At 61.5% G+C, this 8634-nt stretch carries 8 protein-coding genes; 6 read left to right on the forward strand and 2 right to left on the reverse strand.

Translation table 11 applies throughout. The features are described 5' to 3' along the window. The first annotated feature begins 89 nt into the window (after positions 1-89). Positions 90-1424, forward strand: coding sequence for a PLP-dependent aminotransferase family protein (locus ABLU95_RS18850; RefSeq protein WP_241515617.1), 1335 nt, complete (start codon positions 90-92; stop codon positions 1422-1424). Here the strand turns inward: ABLU95_RS18850 and ABLU95_RS18855 are convergent. Further along, on the reverse strand, positions 1421-2884 hold the full coding sequence (locus ABLU95_RS18855) for a PLP-dependent aminotransferase family protein (RefSeq protein ID WP_023288747.1): 1464 nt from the start codon (positions 2882-2884) through the stop codon (positions 1421-1423). The two genes, ABLU95_RS18850 and ABLU95_RS18855, sit on opposite strands and share 4 nt — an antisense overlap. A gap of 240 nt (positions 2885-3124) precedes the next feature. Between ABLU95_RS18855 and ABLU95_RS18860 the strand changes: the two genes are divergently transcribed. The 4 genes from ABLU95_RS18860 to ABLU95_RS18875 are packed head-to-tail and all read left to right on the forward strand — an operon-like array spanning position 3125 to position 6099. Then, positions 3125-3976: a transporter substrate-binding domain-containing protein gene (locus ABLU95_RS18860; RefSeq protein ID WP_022631237.1), complete on the forward strand. Its 852-nt coding sequence runs from the start codon at positions 3125-3127 to the stop codon at positions 3974-3976. A 47-nt stretch (positions 3977-4023) separates the two neighbouring features. Next, on the forward strand, positions 4024-4665 hold the full coding sequence (locus ABLU95_RS18865) for an amino acid ABC transporter permease (protein ID WP_002893187.1): 642 nt from the start codon (positions 4024-4026) through the stop codon (positions 4663-4665). Between the two features lie 14 nt (positions 4666-4679). Next, positions 4680-5345 (forward strand): ABC transporter permease subunit, encoded by a 666-nt coding sequence (locus ABLU95_RS18870; RefSeq protein WP_004885631.1) that lies wholly within the window; start codon positions 4680-4682, stop codon positions 5343-5345. Then, on the forward strand, positions 5338-6099 hold the full coding sequence (locus ABLU95_RS18875) for an amino acid ABC transporter ATP-binding protein (protein ID WP_032455037.1): 762 nt from the start codon (positions 5338-5340) through the stop codon (positions 6097-6099). Before ABLU95_RS18870 ends, ABLU95_RS18875 begins: the two co-directional genes overlap by 8 nt. A 53-nt stretch (positions 6100-6152) precedes the next feature. Here the strand turns inward: ABLU95_RS18875 and ABLU95_RS18880 are convergent, their stop codons facing one another. Beyond that, a complete protein-coding gene (locus tag ABLU95_RS18880) occupies positions 6153-6917 on the reverse strand; it encodes an SDR family NAD(P)-dependent oxidoreductase (RefSeq protein ID WP_023288749.1) in 765 nt (254 codons plus the stop codon). Positions 6918-7097: 180 nt separating this feature from the next. On the opposite strand from ABLU95_RS18880, the gene ABLU95_RS18885 reads away from it, so the two are divergent. Continuing rightward, entirely contained in the window at positions 7098-8435 is a 1338-nt protein-coding gene (locus ABLU95_RS18885; protein ID WP_032455038.1) for an aspartate aminotransferase family protein, read from the forward strand. Positions 8436-8634 lie beyond the last annotated feature (199 nt).

Below are 8634 nucleotides of genomic sequence, written 5' to 3' on the forward strand. Positions count from 1 at the left end.
TTGGGCTGCGCCCGCTTGAGCATCGTCAGCGGCGATGGTAATGTGGCCAATCTGATACAATCAAATTATTGTCATAGATACATTTCACGATGAAAGCCCGATACAAAGCCGTTGTCGACCGATACGCGCAGGCGATTCGCAGCGGGCAGCTGCCCGCCGGCACCCGTCTGCCGACGCATCGTACCCTGGCCGCCGAGGAACGCCTCTCGCTGGCCACCGCCACGCGCGTCTACCGTGAACTGGAGGAGATGGGGCTGGTCAGTGGCGAAACCGGGCGCGGCACCTTCGTGCGGGACCTCTCGCTGCCGCCGGGGCATGGGGTCGACCAGCAGGCGGTGGCCGCCGACGTCGTGGATCTTAACTTCAACTACCCTTCGCTGCCGGCGCAGGGCGATGCGCTGCGCGAGGCGCTCAGGCAGCTGGCGATGGCGGGCGATATTGACTCGCATCTGCGCTATCAGCCTCACGCCGGGCGGCTCGCCGAGCGGGAAATCATCGCCCGCCATTTGACCTGCCGGCACTTTGCGCCGGACGCGGAAAATGTCCTGATCGTCAACGGCGCGCAGCACGGGCTGGCGGTGACCGTTATGGGGCTGTTACGTCCGGGGGATGTGGTGGCGGTGGATGCGCTGACCTATTCGGGCTTCAAGGTGCTGGCGGCGCTCTATCATCTGGAGCTGGCGGCGATCCCCTGTCGGGCCGAGGGGCCGGACCTGCAGGCGCTTCACACGCTGTGCCAACAGCGGCGGGTGCGGGCGGTGTATACCATGCCGACGCTGCACAATCCGCTGGGCTGGGTGCTCAACGCCGGGCAGCGGCAGGCGCTGGCCGACCTCGCGCGCCAGCACGATCTGCTGATTATCGAAGATGCCGCCTACGCCCGGCTGGTGAGCCATCCGCCGCCGCCGGTGGTCAGCTATGCGCCGGAAAGAACGGTGTATGTCACCGGATTTTCGAAAAATATCGCCACCGGACTGCGCGTGGGGGTGGTGATTTCTCCGCCGCGCTATCGGCCGGAGATTGAGCGCGCCATCCGGGCCACGACGTGGAATACGCCGACGCTGATAAGCTCGCTGATCTGCGCCTGGATTGAAGATGGCACGGTGGCCCGCTTTGAAACGCAGAAACGACAGGATGCGCGACAGCGGCAGCAGGTGGCCCGCGAGGTGCTCTGTGGCCTTACCGTCGTGAGTCATCCCGATTCGTACTTCGTCTGGCTGCCGCTGGGCGAAGAGAGCCGGGCCGACCGGCTGGCGAATGCGCTGATGGAACGCCGTATTTCGGTGTCGACCGCCGAGCCGTTCTGCGTCTCCGCCACGATCCCACAGGCGCTGCGCATCGCGCTCGGTTCGGTGCCTTTCGACAGCCTGCGCCCGGCGCTGCTCAACGTGCGCGATGCCGTCGAGTATGAGCAATCCCGCTAACCCATCTGCTCCAGCTGGCCGCGCAGGACTTCCACCCCCCGGGCGATGGCATCGGGGTTAATGGCGTGGAATCCCATGCGAAAGTAGTTATCCGGCGGCGCGGCGTTGAGAAAATGGCGCGCCCCGGGCTCAATCAGCACGCCGGCGTGGGCGGCGCGCCAGGTAAGCTGCTGGGTGTTGATCTGCGCCGGGGTCTGCAGCCAGAAGGCGTTAGCGTGTTCGCTCCCCGCCAGCGCGCGGCACGACGGCAGGTAGCGCTGCAGGGCGGCGTGCAGGCGCTCCCAGCGCTGGGCGGAGTCGTAGTGGTAGCGCCGCAGATGGGTTTCATAATGGCCCTGGGCGAGGAAGTGGGCCATCTGGTACTGAATGTTGGTCGGCGGATGGCGATAGACCAGCCGGCGCAGGGCGCGCGCCTCGTCGATCAGGTCCGGGTCGGCGACCATAAACCCCAGCCGCAGCCCCGGCGACAGCGCCTTTGACAGGCTGCTGACATACACCACCCGGCCGCTGCGATCGCTGGCCTTCAGCGCCGGCAGCGGGTTTTGGGTAAAGTTACTCTCCGAGTCATAATCATCTTCAATGATCACCGCGTCATGGCGGGCGGCATGCTCCAGCAGCTGGCGGCGGCGCGCGCTGCTCATCGCCACTCCGGTGGGCACCTGGTGGCCGGGGGTGACATAGTAGTAATCGCAGGGACGCTCATTAAGCACGATCCCCTCTTCATCCACCGGGTGCGGCGCTACCTCGGCGTCGGCGAGCAGAAAGGTGTTGATGGCTTCGCGAAAGCAGGGGTTTTCGACGCCAATGCGGGTGGTGGAAGAGAGCAGCAGCCGTGTCAGCAGGTAGAGGGCGTTTTGCGAGCCCAGGGTGATGAGAATTTCGTCCGGGGCGGCGACAATGCCGCGCTTGGGCAGCACCCGGGTGCGGATCTGCTCGATGAGCATCGGCACATCCTGGTCAATATGGTCGACCACCCACGCCGGATCGCGCACCCCGCCGTGCAGCCAGTTGGCCGCCGAGCGCCAGGTGGCCAGCGGGAACTGTCGGGTATCGGGCTGGCCGTAGATAAACGGGTAGCGGTAGTGCATCCAGCCCGCCGGTTTGAGGATCGACTCCTGCTGGCTGGGGGTCATCTGCAGCCGGTCGCCCCAGCGTGGTGCAGCCGCTTCGCGCTGCGGTGCACTCTCGACCGCGGGAGGCGAAGCGTCGTGATAGTCGGGATGCAGGTAGTAACCGCTTCGCGGGCGGCTTATCAGATAGCCCTCGTTGACCAGGCTTTCGAACACCAGGGCGGTGGTATTGCGCGAGACGCGCAGCTGGCTGGCCAGCTGGCGGCAGGAGGGCAGTGGGGTGTCGGCGGCGAAGATCCCGCTGAGAATGGCATTCACCAGCGTCTCTCGCACCTGCTCCTGCAAACCGCGGCCAGGCTCAAAATCAACGTGTAACAGGTGACGGATCATACGGGGCTCCTCTGGCAATAACGCATCGCGACCACCCCATAAGCTCAGCAAATTCCATACCACCCTTCCGCCATCTGACACAGCGATGCGGCCCATCTGGCTCTATACGGAATTGCAAAACGCTCCCACATTAAAAACGCATTCAGCCGCCGCGGACCGGAACCTCCCGGCCTCTATTTTGCATAAACCTTTTCGCGTTCTGGAATGAACCCGTCTGGCCAATCCATCAGGGGTGAAATAATGAAAAAATCATTGGCATCAATGTGTCTGAGCGCTGTATTAACGGTTGCTTTTTCTTATCACGCCGTCGCGGCCGATCTGCCGGAAATAGAAAAATCCGGCACCCTGAAAGTGGCGACGGAAGATGATTATGCGCCATTTAACTTTATGAATAATGGTCAGGCCGATGGCTTTAACAAAGATATGCTTGAGGAGTTACGTAAATACGCCAAATTTCATGTCGACCAGAGCATATTACCGTGGACCGGATTATTAGCGGCGGTTTCCACCGGACAATACGATATGGCCTTGACCGGGGCGGTTATTACCGATGAGCGGCTGAAGGTCTTTGATTTCACCCCGCCGTGGGCCTCCGCGCAGCACTATTTCGTCAAACGCGCTGGCGATACCTCGCTAAACACCATTGCCGATCTCAGCGGCAAAAAAGTGGGCGTGCAGGCGGGCAGCGCGCTGCTGGCGCGTTTGCCGGAGCTGAAGGCGATGCTGGAGAAGACCGGCGGCAAGCTGGGGCCGGTGGTGGAGTACCCCTCCTATCCGGAAGCCTACGCCGACCTGGCGAATAAGCGGCTGGATTACGTGATTAACGTGGTGATCTCGGTAAACGACCTGGCGAAAGCCAAACCGAAGGTCTTCGCCAAAGGGCTGGCCGTCTCCGGACCGGGCTATATGGCGTGGCCGATCCCGAAAAACTCGCCGCAGCTGCTGGCCTATATGACCAAGTTTATGAACCACATGAAGGAGACCGGCAAGCTCGCCGAGCTGCAGAAAAAGTGGTTTGGCGAAACCTATGACAACCTGCCCACCGAGGCGATCACCAGCCCGGAACAGTTTCATAAGCTTGCCGGTCTGTAATGTTTCGCGGCGGGCGACCGCCGCCTGTTGCTGAGAAGGAGGGCCTCATGGATGCAATTTCCTGGCAGTTATTAATCGAAGGCGCATGGACGACCCTCTGGATTTCGGCCATCGCTATCGCCTTCGGGGTGGTGGCGGGGCTGCTGATCGCCCTGGTGCGGATGCTACGCCTGCCGGTTATCGACCAGCTGCTGGTGGTCTATATCAGCCTGGCCCGCGCGACGCCGCTGGTGACGCTGGTGCTGTTTCTGTTCCTTTCCCTGCCCACGATGGGCATTAACCTCGACAAGAACGTGGCCGCCATCGTGGCGCTGACGCTTAACACCTCGGCGTTTAACGCTGAGATCTGGCGCAACGCCTTCCGCACCTTTCCGCGCGAACAGCGGGAGGCGGCGGAATCGGTGGGAATGCGCCGCTGGACCTACTTCCGCTACATCATGCTGCCGCAGATGTGGATCGAGAGCCTGCCGGCGCTGGTCAATGAGATGTCGTTTTTGATCAAAGGTAGCCCGGCGATCGCCGTGATCGGCGTGGTGGATCTCACCCGGGTGACCAACCGTATCTCCTCGGTCACCTACGAGCCGCTGTCGCCGATCCTCGCCGCCGGCCTGCTGTATGTGGCGATCATCGGCTGTTTATTGAAGCTGCAGGGGATCGCGGAACGGAAAGCCAGGCGTCTGGCGCGCTAGCAACGGGAGGTATTATGAATCAGTGGGGCGTTATCTGGTCGGTACGCGATAGCTTTATTGCCGGGTTATTCGCGACCCTCGAACTGTTTATTACCGCCGCCCTCGCGGCCCTTATTATCGGTATTGCGCTGTGCTATTTGAGTGAATATCAAAAGAAAGTCCTTAACCGGGTTATCATTGGTTTCGTCAGCCTGATGCGCGCGATCCCTTTTTTGATCCTCGCCTATCTGCTGTATTACGGACTGCCGCAGCTCGGTATTAGCATGGAGCCGTGGACCGCCGGTTTACTGGCCCTGATTATTTATCATGGCGCCTATTTTTTTGAAATATTGCGCAGTCAGCGGCGGGTATTTTCCGGCGGGTATATTGAAGCCGCCATTGCTCAGGGCTTTTCTCGCTATGCCATTTTTCGGCGGATTATTTTACCCAATATCGTCTCTTCCGCCTTACCGCTGATCGGCAATCAGCTGATTATCTGCCTGAAGGACACCGCTTTCCTGAGCATTATTACCGTTCAGGAGATCACCGCCGCCGCCAACAGCGTCCAGGCGACCTATTTTATTCCGTTTAACGCCTTTATCGTTGCCATTGGGCTTTACTGGGCGATCAGCATTCTGCTGGAGCTGCTGATTAAGCGCCTGACCGCCTGGGGAGCCAAAAGAGGAATGAGCCATGCCTGAGTCTATTGCCGTAAGCGTCAAAAACGTCTCCAAGCAGTTCGATAATGTGGAAGTCCTGCGGGATATTAACCTGACGGTGGAGAAGGGGACCGTGGTGAGTATTCTCGGCTCGTCCGGGTCGGGAAAATCCACCCTGCTGCGCTGTATGAACTGGCTGGAACAGCCGGACCGCGGCGAAATTCATATCGGCGGTCAGCGGCTGGGGATTGATGAGCAGCGCGGCCGGGCGATGTCGCACCGCCAGCTGGCGAAAATTCGCGAGCGGGTGGGGATGGTGTTTCAGAGTTTTAACCTGTGGCCGCACCTGACCGTGCAGCAGAACGTCAGCGAGGCGCTGCTGCGCGTTAAGGGCATGAAACGAGACGAGGCGCAGGCCATGGCCATGCAGCAGCTGGAGAAAGTCGGCATGGCGCACAAAGCCGATGTCTACCCGATCACCCTCTCCGGCGGGCAGAAGCAGCGGGTGGCGATCGCCCGTTCGCTGGCGATGTCGCCGGAAGTTATCCTCTTTGACGAACCGACCTCGGCGCTGGATCCGGAACTGGTGAACGAGGTGTTAGGGGTGATGAAAGCCCTTGCCGCCGAGGGCTACACCATGGTGGTGGTGACCCACGAGATGGATTTTGCCCGCCAGGTGTCCAATGAGGTGGTGTTTCTGGAGAAGGGACTGCTGATTGAGAAGGCGCCGCCGGAGAAGTTTTTCACGCAACCTGACTCCGAACGCGTCAGGCAGTTTCTGCAAAGCAGCCGCTAGACCGGTCTGTGCCCCCTGCCGGCAGCGCCGGCAGGGGGAGCGTCGGGTTTCGCTTAATCCCGGTCGATGGCGAACGGCTGCCACGCCTGACGCACCGGCATCACCTCCACCCGGTTAATGTTCATATGCGCCGGCAGCGTGGCGATATAAAACATCTGCTCGGCGATATCGCGCGCGCTCAGCGGCGTGGTGCCGCGATAGAGCTTATCCGATGCCGCCTGGTCGCCCTTGGTGCGCACCAGGGTAAATTCGGTCTCGGCAATCCCCGGCGCCAGATCGGTGACCCGCACGCCGGTGCCAAGCAGATCGCAGCGCAGGTTATAGCTGAACTGTTTTACAAAGGCCTTGCTGGCGCCATAGACATGGCTGCCGGGATAGGGCCACTGCCCGGCGATCGAGCCGATATTGATAATGCTCGCCCCGGCGCCATGGCGGATCAGCGTCGGCAGCAGGGCGTGGGTCATCGTCACCAGACCGGTGACGTTGGTGTCGATCATCGTTTTCCAGTCCTCCAGCGCCACCTCCTGCGCCGGCAGCGGCGACAGCGCCAGCCCGGCGTTGTTGATCAGGGTGGTGATATCGGCGAAATCGGCGGGCAGCGACGCCACCGCCGCAGCCACCGCCTCGCTGTCGCGAACGTCAAGCTCAATAATATGCACCGGCACCTGGGCGGCGAGTCTGTCCTGCAAGGCCTTCAGTCGCGGATAGCGGCGCCCGCTCAACACCAGCGACCAGCCCGCATCGGCAAACACCTGCGCTGCCGCTTCGCCAAAACCCGAGGTCGCCCCGGTGATAAACACTACGTTGCTCGTTGCCATCTCATTCTCCTGTGCGGTTGTCCCTTCACTATAAAAACGCCGGACGGCAAGGCACAGGGCCAGACGACGGGCGGGAATGTGACACCGTGTCACATCGTTTTGCGCACACTGGCTCTATCCGATTTGCGCGGCCGCGGCCAATGATGAAGTCAACCACTACGACATGAGAGAGGGCAGGGTATGAAGCTGGCAATTCACAACGAGGTCGCGGTAAGCAATGACGAAGTTCGGCAGTTGGATCGCGCCTATGTGTTTCATTCATGGTCGATGCAGGGCAATCTCAACCCGCTGGTCATCGCCGGGGCGCAAGGCTGCGAGCTATGGGATTATGAGGGGAACACCTGGCTCGACTTCAGCAGCCAGCTGGTGAACGTCAACATTGGCTATCAGCACCCCCGGGTACTGGCGGCCATGAAGGCGCAGCTGGAGACCCTGGTCACCATCGCGCCCGCTACCGCCAACCTTGCCCGCGGCGAAGCGGCGAAGCGCATCGTCGACCTGGCGCCGGCGGGCTTCAGCAAGGTGTTTTTCACCAACGCCGGGGCGGATGCCAATGAGAACGCGATTCGCATGGCGCGGCTGTATACCGGACGCGACAAGGTGCTGTCGGCCTATCGCTCCTACCATGGCAACACCGGCAGCGCGATCGCCGCCACCGGCGACTGGCGCCGGGTGCCGAATGAGTTTTCCCGCGGCCATGTGCACTTCTTCAATCCTTACCTTTACCGCAGCGAGTTCAACGCCGCAACCGAGGAGGAGGAGTGCCAGCGCGCGCTGGCCCATCTGCGGCGGATCATTGAATGCGAGGGGCCGACGGCTATCGCGGCGATCCTGCTGGAGTCTATCCCCGGCACCGCCGGGATCCTCGTGCCGCCGGCAGGCTATATGCAGGGCGTGCGCGCGCTGGCCGACGAGTTTGGCATCGTGCTGATCCTCGATGAGGTGATGGCCGGCTTTGGTCGTACCGGCAGCTGGTTCGCCTTCGAACAGGATGGCGTGGTGCCGGATCTGGTGACCTTTGCCAAGGGGGTTAACGCCGGCTACGTGCCGGCGGGCGGGGTGCTGATTAGCGAGCCGATTGCCCGCTATTTTGACGATCACTTCTTTGCCGGGGGGCTGACCTACTCCGGCCATCCGCTGGCGATGGCGGCGATTGTCGCCACCATCGACGCGATGAAAGAGGAGAAGGTGGTTGAGAACGCGGCCTATATCGGCAACGAGGTGCTGCGCCCCGGTCTCGAGGCGCTGGCGGAGAAGCACGCCATTATCGGCGAGGTGCGCGGTCGCGGCCTGTTCCAGGCGCTGGAGCTGGTGAGCAGCCGTGAACAAAAAACGCCGTTGACCGCCGCCGACATGGCCGCGATCAAAGGGGCCCTGACCGAAGCCGGGCTGCTGGCCTTTGTGGTGGAGAACCGCATTCATGTGGTACCGCCGTGCACCATTACTGCTGAGCAGGTGGCGCAGGGCTTGGGGATTTTTGATGCGGTCTTCGCCCGCTTTGCCAGCCTGGCGAAGTAGGGGAGGATAGCGGAAGCGACCCCGGACGGTTCCCTCTCCCTCCGGGAGAGGGCCAGGGGGAGGGGAAGCGCTGCCGTGTGGTTTTTTATGTTATCTGTGGCTTCAGCGTAGTTTGCGCTCCCGGCTAATCGTCTGCGTTATGTCAATTCCGGGCAGATTGCGCTCCCGGTTAATTTTCTGCGTTATGTCTCTTACGGCG

Origin of the sequence: Klebsiella sp. GG_Kp146 (assembly GCF_040061975.1) — a bacterium.
In the GTDB taxonomy this organism is placed as follows: Bacteria; Pseudomonadota; Gammaproteobacteria; order Enterobacterales; family Enterobacteriaceae; genus Klebsiella; species Klebsiella quasipneumoniae.